The following is a 17,076-nucleotide window of genomic DNA, read 5'->3' as shown; positions in this document are numbered from 1 at the left end:
GGGATGCGGCGGTCTGGCTGGCGCTCGCAGCCATGCCGTACTGGATCACCTGGCTCGGCGGCTATACGGCACTTGGTACACGCGTAGTAGTGATGGCATTGGCGGCGATGGCGCTCAATTTTCTACTCGGTTTTACTGGCGTGTTGTCGTTCGGTCACGCGGCATATTTTGGTCTCGGCGCGTATGGCGTTGGTATGACGATCCGTTATCTGGTGCCGAATACGCCGCTTGGTATCGTCATTGGGGTCGCGGCCGGCACGCTGGCGGCGGCGCTCATCGGCGCGCTGATTGCCAGGCTTCGGGGCGTCTATTTCGCGATGGCGACGATCGCATTCGGCCAGGTGTTCTACTTCGTCGCCTTTCGCTGGAACGCCGTGACTGGCGGCGACGATGGACTCTCCGGATGGCATCGCATGCCTCTCCACTTTGGCCAGCAGAGAATCGACATTCTTGGCAACAGCACCGTGTTTTACTATTTCGTTCTGCTTTGCTTTGCCGTGTCGGTTGGCGTCATGACTGCGCTGTTGCGCTCTCCGTTTGGCCGTACGCTTCTGGCGATACGCGAGAACGAAAAACGGGCGCGCTTCCTGGGGCTGCCGGTGGAGCAGCATATCTGGCTGTCGTTCGTGATCTCCTGCTTTTTCGTGAGTTTTGCCGGTACCCTGTACGCGCTGCTCAATAACTTCGCCGATCCGCATGATCTGCGGTGGGACCAGTCAGGCGATTTTGTGATCATGGCCGTGCTGGGGGGAATGCGCTCGTTGTGGGGACCGCTGATCGGCGCGGCCGTCTTCGTGCTGGTTCAGGATTACATCTCCACACGGACTGAGAACTGGATGTCGTTTATCGGCCTGCTGTTCATCCTCGTCGTTCTGTTCTTTCCCCGTGGCGTGCTGGGCATCCGGACGGGCGGGGTGCGTTCATGAGCCTGCTCGTAGTCGATCACGTATCTCACCGGTTCGGCAATCTTCGCGCGGTTAGCGATGTTTGCCTGACTGTGGAAGCCGGTGAGCTTCGCGCGGTGATTGGGCCTAACGGTGCAGGAAAGACGACGTTCTTCAATCTGATCAGTGGGTTCTTTCCGCCTACGTCGGGGCGTATCGTGTTCGACGGACGCGACGTGACCCGGCTTGCGCCTCATCGCCGCGTTGCCATGGGAATGGCGCGGACTTTCCAGATTACGGAAGTTTTTCCTGAGTTGTCCGTTCGCGATAATCTGCGGATTCCGGTCGAACTTCGGGCCGGGCACAGGCTCTCGCCGTGGCTATCGAGGGCGGCGCGCGCGACCGTCAACCAGCGGCTGGAAGAATTGCTCGTGCTCGGCGGACTCGAGCAGCGTGCGCGCCGGTTGGTGGGTGAACTGTCGCTTGGCGACCAGCGAGCCACGGAAATCATCATGTCGCTCGCACTCGAACCCAGGCTCCTGCTCCTCGACGAACCGACCGCGGGGATGGGAGATCAGGAAACCTACGACGTGACGCAACTGATACGACGCCTGCACCGCGATCGATCGCTGACGATGATTCTGATCGAGCACGACATGCGCGTCATCTTCCAGCTGGCACAGCGCATCATGGTGCTCGCCGAAGGCAGGATTCTGGCAGAAGGAACGCCCGAAGAAATCACCGGCAATCAAGCCGTGCAAGCAGCCTATCTGGGAACAGCAAAATGAGTGCCCTGGTTGCCGAGGGACTGCAGACCTGGTACGGCAAGAGCCACATTCTGCATGGCGTATCGGTGGACGTTGACGACGGCCAGATTGTCGCCCTGGTAGGGCGCAACGGCGCCGGCAAGACGACAACCATGCGAAGCCTGATGGGATTGACCCGGCCACGCGCGGGAAGGGTGAACATTCTAGGCCGCGAAACGACCGGCTGGCCGCCAGACCGGGTCGCGGCGCTCGGTGTCGGATATGTGCCGGAGGGTAGGCGCATATTCGCGGGTCTCAGCGTGGAAGAAAATCTGCTTGTGCCCAACGGGCGCACCGGTCCTTGGACGATCGCACGTGTGTTTGAGCTTTTTCCCCGGTTACGCGAGCGTCGGAACAGCAAGGGCCGGCAACTCTCAGGAGGGGAGCAGGAAATGCTCGCGATCGCACGCGGCCTGCTGCTCAACCCACGCGTACTGCTTCTCGATGAGCCGTCTCAAGGTCTCGCACCGCTGATGGTGCGGGAAGTGTTTGATGTTATCGTCAGAATGCGCGCCGAAGGCATGTCGGTGCTTCTGGTTGAGCAGAACGTTCGAGCGGCTGTCGAGATTGCCGACGCGGCTTGCGTGCTGGACGATGGTCGGGTCGTTTTTTCCGGATCCGCGCGAGAACTTGCGCGCGACGAAGCTCGTGTGCGTACTCTGGCCGGGGCGAGTGCGAGCGATTGGCGCATGCTCGACGATGCTTGAATCGCATGAAGCCATGCCACGAATATGAAATGGCACAGTGTGAACTAACGCTCGTCGAGGCGCACAGGCATTTCCAAGCCCTTTAATTGTTGCTTCGGTTCACGGCGGGAATTTTATCGCCGTCTTTGCGGTCGAAGCGTTCAGGGTGAGCCGTTCATGTATGACGGTGCGCGGATGCGCACCGCCTCTTTCGCGCAACGCCGGTTCAAAAACCGAACTCCGGGGCAGGCGCAAGGAGACCAGAAATGAGCACGATTTCCGACCTGACGCTAACGGGCAAACTGCGTCGCGATGCTGGGATAGTGGGGTTGCTGTTCGCAAGCACCACTAGCATGATTGGTTCAGGGTGGCTGTTCGGCGCCTACCATGCATCGAGAATAGCCGGTCCGTTGAGCATAGGCAGTTGGGCGCTTGGCGCTGTCATCATCATGCTGATTGCGCTATGTTTCGCGGAGCTTGCGGCCGTTTTTCCCCGTAGTGGGGCGCTGGTTCATATGAGCCACGCGAGCCATGGCGACGGACTTGGAAGGTTGTGGTGCTGGCTGCTCTTCCTCGCCTATGTCCCGGTGCCTGCAGTCGAAGCCGAAGCAATCGTCACTTATGCAAGCAACTATCTGCCATGGCTGATCCGTCCTGGCTCCGCCGGCGTGCTGAGTTTGGCGGGCTTCTTCGTGTGCGCCGGTTTGCTCGGAATAACCGCGCTGCTGAATCTGATGGTGATCAGATGGCTGCTCAACGTCAATTCAACTCATTACGTGGTGGAAAATTCTGGTGCCGATACTGACCATCGTTGGCTTGATGGCGGCGAGCACCCACTGGGATGTCGTGCGTGCGGCGCCTGACACCTACAAGCTCTCCGGCATGTTCACGGCACTTCCCGCAGCAGGTATCGTTTTCAGCTATTTGGGCTTCCGTACTGCGATCGACCTCGGCGGCGAAACGGCCAATCCACATCGCGACATTCCGCTAGCCGTGATTGGCTCGGTCGTGCTCGCTGCAGTGGTTTACATCATGTTGCAAGTGGCCTTTATCTGGGCGCTGTCGCCGGTCGATCTCGCGCACGGATGGGCACACCTCAGCTTCAAGGGGGAAATGGGACCGTTCGCTGGACTTGCCGCGACGCTCGGGCTCGGCTGGATGGCGACGCTTCTCTATATCGACGCCTATATATCGCCTGGAGGCACGGGGCTGATGTATGTAACCGGCGGATCGCGCGTCCTCTTTGCTACGGGCGAAATGGAGGCAGGTCCCCGCGTGCTGACAAAGCTGAACCGCAACAAGGTGCCATGGCTGGCGGTTCTCGTGATGTGGGTGGTTGGCACCATTTTCCTGCTGCCGTTTCCTGCATGGCAGAAGATGGTCGACTACATTACGTCGGTTACGGTGCTGACATATGGTCTTGGTCCGGTCGCGTTGCTGGTGTTGCGCCGTAACCTTCCGGAACTGCATCGTCCATTTCGCATGTGGGCCGCGCCCGTGCTGGCGCCAGCCGCATTTATCTGCAGTAACCTCGTAATATATTGGACTGGCTTTGCAACGAACACCTTTCTGTTTGCGCTGGTGGCGATCGGTTTCGTACTCTACGCGGCGTACTACCACATCGTCTTGCGCAAAGCTGCGAAAGACTTCGGCTGGAACAACATTGCGTGGCTGTTGCCGTGGTTTGGGGGCATCTGGTTATTGTCGTGGCTCGGCGGCATCGGTGGCGGACTCGGTGTGATCGGATTCGGTTGGGACATTCTTCTAGTGGCGCTCTGGAGCGTGATCGTGATGAGGCTCGCAATGCGCTGCGCGTTGCGCGTCGAGCAGACGCGAGCAATGATGGAGCGAATGGACGCGACGAGTTGACTGGCAACGCCATCGTTCAGCGAGGGAGGAGCCAACGGAAGCTCTATCCGTTAGCGGGGCGCTTGAAGGGACTACCCGAGTACCCGCCTGAACTGCAAGCCAGACTTCCAACGGTGAGATCTGGTCAGGGAGTCGCGCTCATGTAATGAGCGGCGATCGAGCAAGACTTGTCTAACCGGAAGCGAAGGGCAGAATGAGCGCCCTCTAACGCCGATGATCACGAGCATGTGCGATGAACCTGACGTCATCGCACATCAGAAGCGGCTGTGGTCGCTTCGCGCTGCTACCACATCATGCGAACGCTAACTGGCGAGGTCCGGTTCTTCGCACTACCCAGTGCTGCCGCCTTGCGTCCGGATGGCTCCTTCTTAAGCGTCCTTTAAGCACCACGGCCTAGCTTTAAAGCGTCAACTGTTCGAAGTTCAAGCCCTGTGAAAGTCTCGCATGCCATATGCGCCGCCGATGTGAGCGCGCAAAGCCGCATGCGACGTCTGGAACTGGACACTCGCTAAGGAGAATGAACCATGAAAAGGCATCAGGTTATCGCTGTCATGTGCGCGTTGCTCTCCGCCGCCTATTGTGGTGCGGCCGTGCAGGCCGCCGAGTCCCCGCGGGCCGTCGCGTCGGACATGGGCAAAGTCTCGGGGAAAGGAAACGAGGCCTTCCAGCAGATCGAACTTGCGCGGCTCGCAATCTTCAACGGTAACGGTTCGGAGGCCGCCACGCTTGTAAAAGCCGCCCAGAAATCACTGCAGGAAGCGCAGGCTGACAATACTGCTTTTACCAAGGCTGAAAAAGACTTGAAACTTCCACCCACGGCTTCCAGCGCGCCGCATGTCCAAGCGGACGTCGCTCGCGCTTCGCAGGAGTTGATGTGGCTTCCGGTTGGCGCTGACGTAACTATCACCGACAATCTCGCCCAGTCTTCCGAGAAATCCAAAGCGGTGGCATCCGCGAATGAGCACATCAAGCAAGGTCAGCGGGATCAGGCGCTCAACGCCCTGAAGGTCGCGAATATTAACGTTGCCTACACCATGGAACTCGTTCCGCTAAAACTGGTGATCGCGGACGTCAATGACGCTGCGAGGCTGATCTCTCATCACCAGTACTATCAAGCAAATGACGCCCTCCGGCAGGCGGTGGCGAGCGTGCGGTATGACTGGGTCGACCTGGACGCCATTCCTCAGCACGCACAAACCGCCCAAATGGCTTCGAAGCCTGCCGAGCATCCCGCCTCGTCCGCGAGCGCACGATGAATCTGTCCGCGATGCCAAAGCGTCCCTAGCGGTACAGAGGGACAATTTAGCGTTAGCTTATTCTGAAGGGTCATCACGCCCCCAAAGAGCAGTCGATCATGGCATTTATTGCCTCCGCTTATGCCACGACACGACGAACGTCGTGCGCAGCTAATGAGCGCTGCCCGCGAGTTAGATTCATGTCGACCTGCCTGCGCGCCGGTAAGGTATGGTCCGCGCATCTGATCTTTATATAGCACAATGTGACATATTTGCCTACACTTTGGATATCGAGATTGGCGCAAGCCTCGTTGCTGCTTATAAGCGTCGATTGCATCAGGCGGCCGTCTCGGCGGCCGTCGCAACGGCACAGTTGTCCTTCGCGGAGAGGTCTGTATGCTTGTTACGTTCAAGTGCCGTTCAACTCCGGACGTCGTCATGCTGCGGAACCTCGCGGAATATCTCCTCGCAGCCATTGGTAAGCAAGTCGCCACTCGTGGCGTCATCAGCCGCGATGAACTGGGTACGGTGATAACGCGGCTTGAACGCGCTATCGAAGATCAGGCACGCACTGAATTAGCCCTCAACGTCCTCCATCACGTGCCGAACGACCATAGTTCAAACAGTGCGGCCGCGACCGTCGAACATCGCGCCTGGCCATTGCTCGACATGATGCGCGAGGCCCATCGCCATGGCGACGATATTCTCTGGGGTATTTAGACCGTTGGAGCGCTGCGGCGCAGGCACATGTCTTCTCGTTATCGCGAGACAGCGCCGATGCCGTTGTCAGCGCAAGGGCGTTCCAGGGGATAGACGCGATAAGTCTGCAGATGCGACCTGACGTTCAAAGGTTCATCGTCGCCACGCGCATCGAACCCGGCGCCGACGCATCATTTATTAGCGACCTGCCGCATCGGACCAATAATTCTCGACATGTCGCGAAGCTAAATGATTGCGATCCGACGTAATCTGCGCGAGCGGTAAATCGCGCGTGCCCTTCGTCGTGCGGCCGTAGGACGAGAGGTCTGGCCGCATCCGAACCGCTTCCGGGAGCGGGAGCCCTCGCGGCGCTCAGGGTTCCAATGACCGTCTGGGGATCGTTGAAGGCCGCATAAAAGAGAGAGCACGCCGTCCCAGATCACCAGGGTCTCAAGCAGCACGCCGGCGGCGGTGCCGCGCGCGACACGAGCGAGGGCTCACGGGCCGGGTTTTAAGTTTCGTTTAAGTTTTCGCGTCTAAATTCTGAGAAGTGTCATGTCGTGCCATAATATTGCACCAGGCTTTCAGCGGGTGCGCCGCGGAATCGCGTGACTTCGACGTGTCCTCAGCTTGCCGGTCAAGCACGTCCGACTGCAGCATCGGCAGCTATCTTCACCCAGCGACTGCTGGGTTTTTTTTTACACGATATGAGCGCAACTTCCACATCGGCCACTTCCCGCTCGCACATGAGTGCGCTTGAGCTGCGAGCGACGCTGTCGCTCGCAGCGATCTTTGCACTGCGCATGCTCGGTCTCTTCATGATCATGCCGGTGTTTTCGGTGTACGCGAAAACCATTCCCGGCGGCGACAATCTCCTGCTGGTCGGCATCGCGCTGGGGGCGTACGGCGTCACTCAATCGCTTTTCTATATCTTCTACGGCTGGGTTTCCGACAAGGTTGGCCGCAAGCCAGTTATCGCGACGGGTCTCGTAATATTTGCGATCGGCAGCTTCGTCGCCGCGGGGGCGCACGATATTGTGTGGATAATCGTCGGTCGCGTGATCCAGGGAATGGGCGCCGTTTCCTCCGCGGTGCTCGCTTTTATTGCCGACCTCACTGCCGAGCAGCACCGCACAAAAGCAATGGCGATGGTGGGGGCCTCGATCGGCATTTCCTTTGCGGTGGCGATCGTGGGTGCGCCTCTGGTGTTCCACTGGCTCGGGATGAGCGGCCTGTTCTCGCTGGTCGGCGCGCTCTCGATTCTCGCGGTGGGCGTGGTGATCTGGGTCGTGCCGGATTCGCCGAACCGGCCCGTCCATTTGCGGGCGCCATTTGCCGAAGTGCTCCACAACGTCGAGCTGCTGCGCCTGAACTTCGGCGTGCTCGTACTGCACGCCACGCAAACGGCGCTGTTCCTTGTGGTGCCTCGCCTGCTCGTCGACGCAGGGCTGCCGGTCTCGTTGCACTGGAAGGTCTATCTGCCGGTCATGGGTATTGCGTTCGTCATGATGGTGCCGGCCATCATTGCCGCGGAGAAGCGGGGGAAAATGAAGGCCGTGGTCGTCTCTGCAATCGGTCTGATCCTCATTGGCCAGCTATTGCTTGGCTCGCTCGAACATACACTCGTTATCGTGCCCGCCGTCCTGTTCGTGTATTTCCTCGGCTTTAACATCCTCGAAGCGTCGCAGCCCTCGCTCGTCTCGAAGCTCGCGCCGGGCGATCGGAAGGGTGCGGCCACGGGCGTATACAACACCACGCAGTCGATCGGCCTTGCCCTCGGCGGCGCGGTTGGCGGCTGGCTTCTAAAACACGATGGCGCGAACGCGGTGTTTTACGCGTGCTCCGGGCTCATATTGTGCTGGCTCGCAATCGCGTTCAATATGAAGGTTCCGTCACCGCGGAAAGCCTGAGTCGCGCTTCTGGCGCGAAATGCAGCCGGTGAGGGCGTCGCCGGAGAAAACCTAGAAGAAAAACAGGGGAACAGATCGTGCGCATTCTCGCGCTGATGGACCGTCGAAAGCTGCAGCGCATCAACCGGTTATGGCTCCACTATGGCGTGTTCTGGCTGGGGGCGATCGCCGTAGGCCTGGTCGCGGTGCTTTACGCGAAGCTGATCGATTTCGGCTACGCGGTGTTCCTTCGCTATGCGGCTGACCGGTTCTGGCTGCCTCTGATCGTGGCGCCCGCAACCGGCGCCGTTACGGTGTGGCTTACACGGCGCTTTTTTGACGGTTCCGAGGGCAGCGGTATCCCCCAGGTGATCGCCATGCTGCACGGGCCGAACGAACTCGGGCCACGGCTGCTCACACTGCGTATTCTCGTTGGAAAGATTCTGGTCTCGTTCCTGGCCCTGCTCGGTGGCTTTACCATCGGCCGCGAAGGTCCGACCATTCATGTTGGCGCCGCCCTGATGTTCAGCCTGAGACGCTTTTACCCGAGTCGTTTTCTGGCGATCCGGCCGGGCGTGCTGGAGCGCAGACTCGCGCTCGCGGGTGCGGCCGCCGGTTTGTCGGCGGCATTCAATGCTCCGCTCGCAGGCGTGGTGTTCGCCATTGAGGAACTCATGCGCAGCTTCGAGGAGCGCGCGAGCGGCGTGCTGATCACGGCAATCATCTTCGCTGGCGTCGTTTCACTTGGGCTTCAGGGAAACTATGTCTATTTCGGCACGATCGATATCGGGTCGGGATTGCCCCGATGGCTCAGCCTCGCCGTAGTGCTGATCGGTGTCCTTGCGGGCGCGCTAGGGGGATGCTTCTGCTGGCTGTTGCTCAACACGAAGCGCTGGATGCCCGAAGTTCTGCTCGAACTGCGCGTGAAGCGGCCTGTGCTGTTCGGCGCGCTATGCGGCCTGGTCATTGCGCTCGTCGGCGTGAGCGCCAATGGCCATACATTTGGCAGCGGCTATGCCGAAGCGCGGAGCATGCTGGAAGGCAGCGCGCATGTCAGCGCGGCATACCCGCTCCTGAAGATGGTCTCGATGGTGGGGTCGTATCTGCCAGGCGCGCCCGGAGGCCTGTTCGCCCCGTCGCTCGCGATCGGGGCTGGCATCGGCAACACCGTTCACATGGCGTTCTCGCAGATCCAGCTTCCGATGCTCATCGCGCTCGGCATGGTCGGCTATCTGGCGGCGGTCACCCAGAGCCCAATCACGGCGTTCGTGATCGTCATCGAGATGATCAACGGGCACGCGCTCGTTATCTCGCTGATGGCCACGGCGCTCATCGCGAGTCGCGTCTCGCGCTTTTTTGCGCCACCGCTGTACGAGGCGCTCTCGGAGCGTTATCTGCGCAAGCCGTGAGGCAAAGGCGACGGTAGGTCGAACAGACATCGACGGAGTTCATATGGGGATCGCAGACAGAATCGAAAAGCGTCTATTGGGCATGGCGCGCGTGCTATGTCTGATCGCGCTAGTTGGCGCCATCCTGGCGATGATCGCATTAATGTTTGCGCTTGGCGTTCCGAGGACGGCAGCTGTTATCACAGATCCGCCCGTCAGCGCGAGCGAGGTACTCTCTTCGATAGCGGGTTCGGAGGCGGCCAACGACGGTCTGAAGATCGGCAGCGCGAACGGCAACGCCATGGCGGATGTCGCTGGCGCCGCGGGATTAATTATCCCCGCTCCGCTTAATGCCCTGTTGAACCAGAATAATGCAAGCCAACCGCTGCTCAAGGCGTGGCTCGAGCGTATTCCCCAAGCCGACCGACAGCAGTTCCTGGATGAACTGTCCGACGTCGTTGCGGCTGCCGGGCAGCACGCTGCTACGTGGGAATGGGACAACCGCGAGCGGTATGTTGCAGCGGCCATGGATCAGTATGCCCGTGTCAAGATTGGGCGGATTGATGCGGCCCAAAGCGCCGTTCAGGCGGCAGAGGGCAAAAACGCTCAGTTCGGTTCGTCGCTGGGAATTCTTCTCGCGTTGACAGGTTTCCTGACTTTGCTGCTACTGCTCACAGCGATCGAACGCAATACGCGTAATAGCGCGGTGAAAAGACAGGAATGAGCTGGCGCGACTTGAGATGGGATGCCGATGTAAGGTGTTTTCTGTTGCACCAACTGTTCTGAACCGGCGCGACCTCTCGCCACTCGCACAGCGCGGGCCGGAGACGCACGCCGGATTAAAGTCGAGACAGGTGGCGCGGTCGCTCCTCTGACGGCAGAGTCGATCGCTCGACCTGCTGGTTTGATCTGTCGGCGCGTTTCGGAGGCCGCGCCAACGCGAGGCCAAACTCACTTCTTGCGATTCTGACCGATGGCCCGGGCAACGTGCCGAGCGGGAGATCACTGCGAACAGGAGCCTATCGACAGAGCAGTCCCTGGGTAGATAAGGGTCCAGGTCCGCATCGCGAAGCTCGCACAACTTACAGGTCTGCAGCCGTTAGCTTCGGGCGGCGACGCTGGCATGCGCGTCGCAGCACCGCAAATGGGCACGTCGTGCGACGCAGGGTTCAGAGAAGGTCGGTTTCACAGAAACGATTGGAAAAACCCGATGGGCAATTGCGGAGGGCTATCTGATTGACGTTACGTGGTCAGAGCGCTGTCATCGTCGCTATCCTCAGATCGTCTTTTTCGCGCCCCGGCGAAATATTGTCCAAGCTGCCCAGGATCGGCGCGTTTTCCATGTGTTAAGCCTACATCGGTCGACGTTACAAGTGTTCACGACAAACGGTCCACGACAAACGACGTGCTTAACGATGCATCGCGACCGTTCGGTTGACGTGGAATCTCGCTTGGTCATCAGGAGACCGGTAACCCGGCGTCTGCCCGAATCGAGCCGTTGTTCATCAGCCAATCTTGCAGAGCCGGAACGGCAGTTGCTCTTCTGTGCGCTATCAGTGCAAAGCCTTTCAAGACCAACGATGACTTACGGTACTTTTCCAGCCTGGCTCCATAGTCTGTCGATCGCCTGGATTGTGTTAGGCGTGGTGTGTGCCGCCATCATTGTGACTGACGAGGTAAGACATCCGCAGAAGATGTGGATCATGAGCCTGGTTTGGCCGCTGACCACGCTATTCGGCACAGTTCTCTGGCTTGCTGCCTATTATGCATGGGGACGCAACGTGCTCGCCGCCGAAGCTGGCGATAAAACGCAACCGTTCACAGTGATCGTGATGAAAGGCACTAGTCATTGCGGCGCTGGTTGCACACTCGGCGACATTGTTGTCGAATGGTCAGCGTTTGCGTTTCCAGGGTTGGCGGTGTGGTTCGGATGGCACAGCGTATTCAACGAGAAAACTTTTGCCGTCTGGATCCCGGACTTCATGATCGCCTTTCTGCTAGGAATCGGTTTTCAGTACTTCACCATCAAGCCGATGCGCGACCTGTCAATTGGACAGGGCGTGATCGCTGCAGTCAAAGCGGATATTGCCTCGATAACCGCGTGGCAGATTGGCATGTATGGAGCAATGGCGATCATTCAGTTCCTATGGTTCAAGCCGGTTTTTGGCGGCATCGCGAACGTGACAAGTTCGGAGTTCTGGTTCGCCATGCAGATCGCCATGCTCGCGGGCTTCGTAACGAGCTACCCTGTGAACTGGTGGCTGATTCGTTCCGGTGTGAAGGAGAAGATGTAGACCAAACCCTCAGCGAAAAGGGCGCTGATGGCGACAGGCAAAATCGCAACTGACGTGAAGGCGGTCCCACAGGATGTGCGGCGATTGGATACTAGCTGCGTCCCAAACGCGTTCACCCGAACAAAACGTGCATTGTGATGGATGCCGGATGACCGTAGTAATCTGGACCTCACCCCCAATACAACCAACGTGCGACTTCACGCGCTCGTGAGTCCGCGGAGATGGGCAGGCGTCGAACAAACCTCAAGACCACCCGCCGGCCGACTCAGTTAGGCAAGTGGCGTGGTTGTACCTTAAAAGTCGTCGTTGTGGTCAGAGAAGCTCGAACCGTGGCTCAGGGTTGATCGCGTTGAAAAAGGCCGTGACCCGACTGTATCGCTGACGGTATCAACCTCTCAGTCAGTGGTCCGGCGTAAGCGTTGGCGTAGGTTTGTACGAGAAAGCTCGCCCGGGTCACTATTTCGACGAGAACGAGTAAACCGGCTCGATAAGAGGGTTGGTGGCGGCTTGCGGCGCGGTGCTTGCCACCAGCCCGGCACCTTCAGCGCCGCTTGACCCGCCCGCGGCTCACGACTGAGAACCTGGAACACGCCGAAATCGTCATTGCTGTCGGGAATCGCGGCGAGCAGGTTGGCAAGCGCGCGCCAGCCCATGAAGCTCGATAGCCTTATCGCTATGCGCAGCCAGCGCTCGGCGCGTGAGCTCGGGCGCGTTGACGGTGTTGACGCTACGCACTGCATCCGTCGCATTGCGTTTTTCGTTGATCTGGCGTCGATCGATGCGTGAAGCAACGGGCAGGTCTGCATACCATCTCTCCAGTGTTGAACGCCTTCGACGCTGTTCGCGCCGCGCCACGCCGTCCGCTTGCCCTACATCCACGCGGATCACCGCGCCGCCGCTGCCGTACCTGCCACGCCCGATAGCAGCGCCCTCAACACCTGTCGCAACGTGGTGGCGCCGAAGCGTCGCTCGCTGATATTCGCCTCGACGTCGATGCGTCCAGCGTTGTGCGCGTCGTACAGATCGACGATCAGTTGGGCGTGCCGCTCGCCGAGCCCGGCGCCGCGCAGCACGGCACTCCATTCGTCGCGCGGCACCCGGTGGGCGATAACCGGCCGCCCGGACAGATCCGCCAAGGTACGCGCGACGTCGAGCGCGCTTACCCGCTCTTTCCCTTCGATACTGACCACCCGTGGCGTCGCGCGCGAAGGCCCTTCATCGAGCAGCAACTGCGCGGCAAGCTCGCCGACGTCCTGCGCCGCGACGGTCGGAAACAGCTTGTCGAGCGGATCATGCAGACTCGGCAGCGCGCCCCGGCCGAGCGCGACCGGCAGCACGCGTGCCCAGTTCTGCATGTGCTCGGCGGCGCGCAACAAGATCAGCGACGACGCGACGGTGCGCAACCGCGTTTCGAGGTAGTGGAACAGCGTCGTGATGCCGGTGCCATCCGCGTGCTCGGCTCCGTAGTCGGACAGCGCGAGGAGCCGCGGTGGCGCGCTGATGCGCAAAGCCACGACGCCCGCGTCGATGATGCGCCGCATCGCGGCCGCGGGATCGTCATGCGCTCGCGGCACCGGACAGAGCCATTGCACTGCCTGCGCGCCGTCGATTGCGCGCGCGACGAGGTGTGGGTCGTTCAGGTCGGCGATCGCGAGCTCGCAGCCGATTGCCGCGAGCGCTTCGGCTTGCGTGGCGTCGCGCACCACCGCGCGTACCGGGTGGCCCGCGCAACGCAAGGCGGTTGCGCTCGCGTGTCCCACGTGACCGGTTGCTCCGAAAATGACGAACACGTTGTGCTCCTTTTGAGGATCGCTATGACGTGATGGTAGGGACGCGGTGCTCGCGAGGCGCTCAGATCTGGATGACTTTGCGCAGATCTGGATGATTTTTTACGCCGATGCCGCGCAGGTCGCCCAGGTCGCGCGAGTCGCGTTGGCTGTTCGCGAGCTACCAAATTCCGTCACGCCGGCGAACCTGCCAAAAACGCCGCACAATGCAGGCATCTCGCCGTCATTCAGCTCACTCAGGAGACAAGCGATGAACGCCGTCACCCCGATTCCCGCGCCGGCGCCGCACAGCGGCTCGCGCATCGCCGTGCGCACGAGCAGGGCGCTTGGCTGGCAAGGCTTCGGTGCGGAGCTGGTCAACGTGTCGGCCGGTTTGCATCGGATGCCCGCGTTTCGCCATCATCGCGTGGGCGTGCACGTTGGTGCGCCGGTGACTGCGCGCTGTCTGTGCGATGCGCGCCGCCACACGCGGATTCAGGCGCACGGCGACGCCGACGTGATCCCCGCGGGGCTCGAAGGTCAGTGGAACGATGACGCCGCCTGCACGATTTTCAGCGTCTGGTTTGCCGAGGACTTCGCGCGACGGACGGTCGAGCAACTCGCGTTGAACTCGGCCGATGCGCAGTTGCGCCCGCGCTTCCAGATGCGCGATCCGCGCTTTCAGCATCTCGCCTGGGCGCTGCGCGCGGAGCTCGAAGCGGACGATGCGTCCGATCCGCTCTACGCCGAAAGTCTGTGTACGGCGATGCTGGTGCGTCTGATCGGCGTCGAACCCATGCCGGGCAACCGGCGGCGTACGCTCGCGCCGCGCACGGCCGCACGTGTGATCGAGTTTATCGACGCGCATCTCGATCAGCGTCTGACGCTCGACGAGCTCGCCGCGCAGGCGCAACTGAGCGTGCCGCATTTCAAGGCGCTGTTTCGCGACACGCTCGGTGTGCCCGTGCATCAGTACGTGGTACAGCGCAGGGTCGAGCGCGCGCGAACGCTGCTGCTGCAGGGACGCCTCAGCGCAAGCCAGATCGCGCTCGAAACGGGCTTTGCGCATCAGAGCCATATGGCGCACTGGATGTCGCGTTTGCTCGGTGCAACGCCGCGTGAACTGCGCGGCGCCGCGCGCGATGACGCGGCCATGTCGGGGCAGGAGAGGACACGACGTTGATGCGCGAACCGCGCGGCGCGGAACCCATCCGCTTCAACCGGGCGTGGCCCCCGTCAACTGCGCATAGACATCATGCGCGAGCTGCAGCAGCTCCTTGCGATCGATCCCACCCGACACCGCATAGCCAAAATCGCCGTCGACCCAATAGAACACGTTGACGGGCCCCGCCTGATACAGCTTGAACGCGGTCGTATTCGCGTTCTCGCGACGATGCGAGATGCACAATGTGACGCGCTCGCCGTTCGGTCCGCGATACATGAACTGCGCGGTCGGACCGTCGTCGCCGGGCAGCAGGCGGCCGCCCGACAGCATGAATCCGCTCTTCGACAGCATCGGCGGATGGACCTCGGTGCCGAGCCGGTTCGCGAGCCATTGCACGAAGTCCTGCTCGCGATCGGCGCTCATGTCGCCCGGCCGGTCGATCGCCGGCATGTAGACGACGTGCGCGAGCGCCGCCTGGCGCGCGAAGCCCTCGGCGCTGTCCGCGCTGACCGGACGATTTCCGGCTTGCGTTTCGGCCCCTGGGTCGGTTCGATCGATCGCAACCGGTGGAATCAGATCGTTCCTGTGCATGCCGATGCCCACGCCGAGCACGAGCGCCGCGGCCATGCCCGCGAACTGCGCGGCAAAACGCGGCCAGTTCGCGGCCGCTCGCGCGCGGCGCGGCACACCGGTCTGCAGGCGCTTCGGCACGGGCTCGCTGAGCACGCGGTCGTAGCGCTCGTGAAGCAGACCATTGAGCGAAAAGTAATCGCTGACGCGCGCGGCCAGCTCCGGATTCTGTTCGAGCGCGCGCTCCACCTCGTCGCGCCGCTCGCCGGACAGCGTGCCGTCCACGTACGCGTGCAAGTCTTCTTCGCCGATCGGCATTTGCGGCTCGCTCATCGCACCACCTGTAATTTCGCACCGGGCTGGGCGCCCGCCATCAAAGCCCGCAGCCGTTCGCGTCCGCGCGAGAGCCGCGACATCACCGTGCCGATCGGAACGTTCAGCGCGAGCGCGACATCGGCATAGCTCATCTCCTCGAGACCGACCAATAGCACCACCTCGCGCTGTTCGACCGGCAGCCGCTGCAACGCGTAGTCGAGGTCGCGCATTTCGAGCGAACGCGTCTGGCCCGACGGCACCGCCAGCTCGCTTTCGGCGATGCTGTCGTCGTCGACCGCGACGTGGACCGCGCGCGCCGACGCCTTGCGCGCCTGATTCGCGAAGACGTTGTGCATGATCGTGAACAGCCACGCGCGCAGATCGGTGCCCGGCTGGAACAGACGGGTGCGGCCGAGCGCGCGCTCGAGCGTGTCCTGCACGAGGTCGTCGGCGAGCTCCCGATTGTTGATCAGCGCCCGCGCATAGCGCCGCAGACGCGGCACGTGCTCGATCAGCTCGTCACGGACATCCATGGTTGATCCCGGTCAAGGGGCGTGGGGGTGGCATCGGCTTCACTCGCGTATCGATACGCGCCGGGCCGGTCGCGGAGGCGTCCGTCGCACGATGCGTTCGAACTGCAAACACCTGTCAGCGCATTTTATTCCGCGAGGGCCGCGCCCACCGGCGTCAGCGCGCGCTCATCACGTCGGCGGCGCGCATCAGGCCGTGGGTGCGCGCATTGCCCGCGACGACGAAACGCTGCCGCCGCGCGGTCCACGTCAACAGCCGCAGTTCGCCGATGCGGCGCGCGGCCCACTGCGGCTCTTCCCGCGCAAACGGCGCCGCGGCCGACAGCACGACCACTGGTTGCTGATCGCCGTTCAGATAGACGAGTTCGTCCGCGCGCTGCAATGGCCCGAGCCGCAGCACGCGTTGCTCGACGAGGCGCAGGCCGATCGCGCCGAGATCCGGCGCGGCTGGATCGATGCGCGTCGGCGATGCCGAGGAAAAGGGCCGTGCGGTGGCTTCGGCGAGCGCCATCACGGCAGCATTATCGAGCGCTCGTGCCGACACCTGAGTCGCCAGGAGCCAACCGCTGATGGCGCTCAGCATCAGCGCGAGCGCGACGAGCGCGACAAGTGTTCGGCGTGCGCGACCACCCGGTTGCGGGCGCATGCGCAGCGGGCGCGATCCGCCGAGGCGCCCAGGCGCGGGCTCCTCGGCGGTCTGAAAGGTGGCCTGGATCTGTGCGTTCAAGCGGTCGTAAAAGGCGACACGCCGTGCTTCCGCCGGATGCTTGACGAGATAGTCGCGCAGCGACGCGGAGCGCTCGGGCGTCAGCGTGCCGTCCGCATAGGCCTGGATGTCGTCTTCGGAGGGCGGAGCGCCGGAGGGGCGGTGAGTCGAGGTCATGATGATGCGCGGTCTTGATTGCTGCTATCGGACGGCAAACACGGCGGCGGGGACATTTATTCCCCGCGCCGGCGATGTTTTTTTTCACGCCACGAAT

17 protein-coding genes are annotated in these 17,076 nt (G+C 61.6%); 12 read left to right on the top strand and 5 right to left on the bottom strand.

Translation table 11 applies throughout. The features are described 5' to 3' along the window. Positions 1-32: 32 nt before the first annotated feature. The 11 genes from OKW35_RS41970 to OKW35_RS41920 all read left to right on the top strand — a co-directional run bounded on the left by OKW35_RS41970 (position 33) and on the right by OKW35_RS41920 (position 11,750). Entirely contained in the window at positions 33-926 is an 894-nt protein-coding gene (locus OKW35_RS41970) for a branched-chain amino acid ABC transporter permease (protein ID WP_260334916.1), read from the top strand. Further along, complete coding sequence (locus tag OKW35_RS41965) at positions 923-1,672, top strand: ABC transporter ATP-binding protein (RefSeq protein WP_429403199.1); 750 nt, start codon at positions 923-925, stop codon at positions 1,670-1,672. The genes OKW35_RS41970 and OKW35_RS41965 overlap by 4 nt, the downstream gene beginning before the upstream one ends. Continuing rightward, positions 1,669-2,397 carry an ABC transporter ATP-binding protein gene (locus tag OKW35_RS41960; RefSeq protein WP_429403198.1) on the top strand — a complete coding sequence of 243 codons (729 nt, stop codon included), beginning with the start codon at positions 1,669-1,671 and terminating at the stop codon, positions 2,395-2,397. Before OKW35_RS41965 ends, OKW35_RS41960 begins: the two co-directional genes overlap by 4 nt. Positions 2,398-2,642: 245 nt before the next feature. Continuing rightward, positions 2,643-3,239, top strand: a complete 597-nt coding sequence (locus tag OKW35_RS41955) for an APC family permease (protein WP_429555163.1) — start codon at positions 2,643-2,645, stop codon at positions 3,237-3,239. Then, positions 3,169-4,245 (top strand): APC family permease, encoded by a 1,077-nt coding sequence (locus OKW35_RS41950; RefSeq protein WP_429555162.1) that lies wholly within the window; start codon positions 3,169-3,171, stop codon positions 4,243-4,245. Before OKW35_RS41955 ends, OKW35_RS41950 begins: the two co-directional genes overlap by 71 nt. A gap of 524 nt (positions 4,246-4,769) precedes the next feature. Beyond that, on the top strand, positions 4,770-5,501 hold the full coding sequence (locus OKW35_RS41945) for a YfdX family protein (RefSeq protein WP_187610278.1): 732 nt from the start codon (positions 4,770-4,772) through the stop codon (positions 5,499-5,501). A gap of 375 nt (positions 5,502-5,876) precedes the next feature. Then, positions 5,877-6,200 carry a DUF1840 domain-containing protein gene (locus OKW35_RS41940; protein WP_429555161.1) on the top strand — a complete coding sequence of 108 codons (324 nt, stop codon included), beginning with the start codon at positions 5,877-5,879 and terminating at the stop codon, positions 6,198-6,200. A 725-nt stretch (positions 6,201-6,925) separates the two neighbouring features. Further along, positions 6,926-8,089: an MFS transporter gene (locus tag OKW35_RS41935; protein WP_429555160.1), complete on the top strand. Its 1,164-nt coding sequence runs from the start codon at positions 6,926-6,928 to the stop codon at positions 8,087-8,089. Between the two features lie 95 nt (positions 8,090-8,184). After that, positions 8,185-9,477, top strand: coding sequence for a chloride channel protein (locus OKW35_RS41930; RefSeq protein ID WP_429555250.1), 1,293 nt, complete (start codon positions 8,185-8,187; stop codon positions 9,475-9,477). Positions 9,478-9,520: 43 nt separating this feature from the next. Beyond that, on the top strand, positions 9,521-10,180 hold the full coding sequence (locus OKW35_RS41925; protein ID WP_090805940.1) for a hypothetical protein: 660 nt from the start codon (positions 9,521-9,523) through the stop codon (positions 10,178-10,180). Between the two features lie 856 nt (positions 10,181-11,036). Further along, entirely contained in the window at positions 11,037-11,750 is a 714-nt protein-coding gene (locus tag OKW35_RS41920) for a DUF4396 domain-containing protein (RefSeq protein ID WP_429555159.1), read from the top strand. 395 nt (positions 11,751-12,145) lie between these two features. On the opposite strand, the gene OKW35_RS41915 is transcribed toward OKW35_RS41920, so the two are convergent. Both OKW35_RS41915 and OKW35_RS41910 read right to left on the bottom strand, forming a co-directional pair. Beyond that, the gene (locus OKW35_RS41915) at positions 12,146-12,556 is read right to left on the bottom strand and encodes a hypothetical protein (protein WP_429555158.1); all 411 of its coding nucleotides are present in this window, start codon (positions 12,554-12,556) and stop codon (positions 12,146-12,148) included. A 78-nt stretch (positions 12,557-12,634) separates the two neighbouring features. After that, a complete protein-coding gene (locus tag OKW35_RS41910; RefSeq protein ID WP_429555157.1) occupies positions 12,635-13,540 on the bottom strand; it encodes an NmrA family NAD(P)-binding protein in 906 nt (301 codons plus the stop codon). A 247-nt stretch (positions 13,541-13,787) separates the two neighbouring features. On the opposite strand from OKW35_RS41910, the gene OKW35_RS41905 reads away from it, so the two are divergent. Further along, complete coding sequence (locus tag OKW35_RS41905; RefSeq protein ID WP_429555156.1) at positions 13,788-14,699, top strand: helix-turn-helix domain-containing protein; 912 nt, start codon at positions 13,788-13,790, stop codon at positions 14,697-14,699. Positions 14,700-14,732: 33 nt separating this feature from the next. Here the strand turns inward: OKW35_RS41905 and OKW35_RS41900 are convergent, their stop codons facing one another. The 3 genes from OKW35_RS41900 to OKW35_RS41890 form a co-directional block, all read right to left on the bottom strand. Further along, entirely contained in the window at positions 14,733-15,584 is an 852-nt protein-coding gene (locus OKW35_RS41900; RefSeq protein ID WP_429555155.1) for an anti-sigma factor family protein, read from the bottom strand. Then, complete coding sequence (locus OKW35_RS41895) at positions 15,581-16,099, bottom strand: sigma-70 family RNA polymerase sigma factor (protein ID WP_018421072.1); 519 nt, start codon at positions 16,097-16,099, stop codon at positions 15,581-15,583. Before OKW35_RS41895 ends, OKW35_RS41900 begins: the two co-directional genes overlap by 4 nt. 154 nt (positions 16,100-16,253) lie before the next feature. After that, positions 16,254-16,979 carry an anti-sigma factor family protein gene (locus tag OKW35_RS41890; RefSeq protein WP_429555154.1) on the bottom strand — a complete coding sequence of 242 codons (726 nt, stop codon included), beginning with the start codon at positions 16,977-16,979 and terminating at the stop codon, positions 16,254-16,256. Positions 16,980-17,076 lie beyond the last annotated feature (97 nt).

The sequence above is a fragment of the Paraburkholderia sp. MM5477-R1 genome, from assembly GCF_050436385.1.
Lineage (GTDB): Bacteria > Pseudomonadota > Gammaproteobacteria > Burkholderiales > Burkholderiaceae > Paraburkholderia > Paraburkholderia tuberum.
Note: the sequence above shows the minus strand (reverse complement) of the source record. Positions and strands in the feature narration are given on the sequence as shown.

Coding starts and splice junctions, on each gene's coding strand:
- OKW35_RS41960 (WP_429403198.1), top strand. CDS start 1,669: ATGAGTGCCCTGGTTGCCGAGGGACTGCAGACCTGGTACGGCAAGAGC.
- OKW35_RS41945 (WP_187610278.1), top strand. CDS start 4,770: ATGAAAAGGCATCAGGTTATCGCTGTCATGTGCGCGTTGCTCTCCGCC.
- OKW35_RS41895 (WP_018421072.1), bottom strand. CDS start 16,099: ATGGATGTCCGTGACGAGCTGATCGAGCACGTGCCGCGTCTGCGGCGC.
- OKW35_RS41915 (WP_429555158.1), bottom strand. CDS start 12,556: ATGCAGACCTGCCCGTTGCTTCACGCATCGATCGACGCCAGATCAACG.
- OKW35_RS41940 (WP_429555161.1), top strand. CDS start 5,877: ATGCTTGTTACGTTCAAGTGCCGTTCAACTCCGGACGTCGTCATGCTG.
- OKW35_RS41905 (WP_429555156.1), top strand. CDS start 13,788: ATGAACGCCGTCACCCCGATTCCCGCGCCGGCGCCGCACAGCGGCTCG.
- OKW35_RS41890 (WP_429555154.1), bottom strand. CDS start 16,979: ATGACCTCGACTCACCGCCCCTCCGGCGCTCCGCCCTCCGAAGACGAC.
- OKW35_RS41920 (WP_429555159.1), top strand. CDS start 11,037: ATGACTTACGGTACTTTTCCAGCCTGGCTCCATAGTCTGTCGATCGCC.
- OKW35_RS41935 (WP_429555160.1), top strand. CDS start 6,926: ATGAGTGCGCTTGAGCTGCGAGCGACGCTGTCGCTCGCAGCGATCTTT.
- OKW35_RS41970 (WP_260334916.1), top strand. CDS start 33: ATGCCGTACTGGATCACCTGGCTCGGCGGCTATACGGCACTTGGTACA.
- OKW35_RS41930 (WP_429555250.1), top strand. CDS start 8,185: ATGGACCGTCGAAAGCTGCAGCGCATCAACCGGTTATGGCTCCACTAT.
- OKW35_RS41925 (WP_090805940.1), top strand. CDS start 9,521: ATGGGGATCGCAGACAGAATCGAAAAGCGTCTATTGGGCATGGCGCGC.
- OKW35_RS41965 (WP_429403199.1), top strand. CDS start 923: ATGAGCCTGCTCGTAGTCGATCACGTATCTCACCGGTTCGGCAATCTT.
- OKW35_RS41900 (WP_429555155.1), bottom strand. CDS start 15,584: ATGAGCGAGCCGCAAATGCCGATCGGCGAAGAAGACTTGCACGCGTAC.
- OKW35_RS41955 (WP_429555163.1), top strand. CDS start 2,643: ATGAGCACGATTTCCGACCTGACGCTAACGGGCAAACTGCGTCGCGAT.